This window comes from Neobacillus paridis, from assembly GCF_016765675.1.
In the GTDB taxonomy this organism is placed as follows: Bacteria; Bacillota; Bacilli; order Bacillales; family Cytobacillaceae; genus Neobacillus; species Neobacillus paridis.
On record NZ_JAESWB010000225.1, the window covers coordinates 1 to 572 of the forward strand.

The 572-nt window shown below is 61.4% G+C and carries 1 protein-coding gene; it reads right to left on the bottom strand.

From position 1 onward, the window contains the following. Positions 1 to 67 precede the first annotated feature (67 nt). Positions 68 to 572: GTP-binding protein (locus JK635_RS28595; RefSeq protein WP_498043876.1), on the bottom strand; the 505-nt coding region annotated here is incomplete at its 5' end.

Consider the following 572-nt stretch of genomic DNA (forward strand, 5'->3'; position numbering starts at 1 on the left):
CGGGGCCTTTCGTTCTTGACGATAGGCGTTACTACCCTGGAGATACTCCCCTTTCTCCAGGGTTTTTTTATGCCTTTTCGCCATCTTGCGCCTGAGGCGCGTTCTCGCTGTCTGGCAGATCCTCGTCCTTATGCTGTAGCGGCACATTCAGGCCCAGCAGGGTTTCGATGCGTTCGGTCGCCTCTTCCAGTCCGGTGCGCTTCAATGCGGAAAACAGCTGGGCAGTAAACGGGCAGGGACTGCCGTCTTCCTGCACATAGCTGCCCAGCAGGGTGCGCGCCTGGCGCAACGCATTGGCGGCGTCATTGCGGTTGAGCTTGTCGGACTTGCTCAGGATGCAATGGATGGGCTTGCCGGTTGGCGCAAACCATTCCAGCATCTGCAGATCCAGGTCGGTGAAGGGGCGGCGCGAATCGACGATCAGCACCAGCGCGGCCAGCTGCTCGCGCCGCTGCACATAGTCGCCCAGCAGCCGCTGCCAGTGCAGCTTGGCGTCGCCCGACACTTCGGCGTAGCCGTAACCGGGAAGATCCACCAGCAGGCCGCGAATCTCGTCAACCCGGGTTTCATCC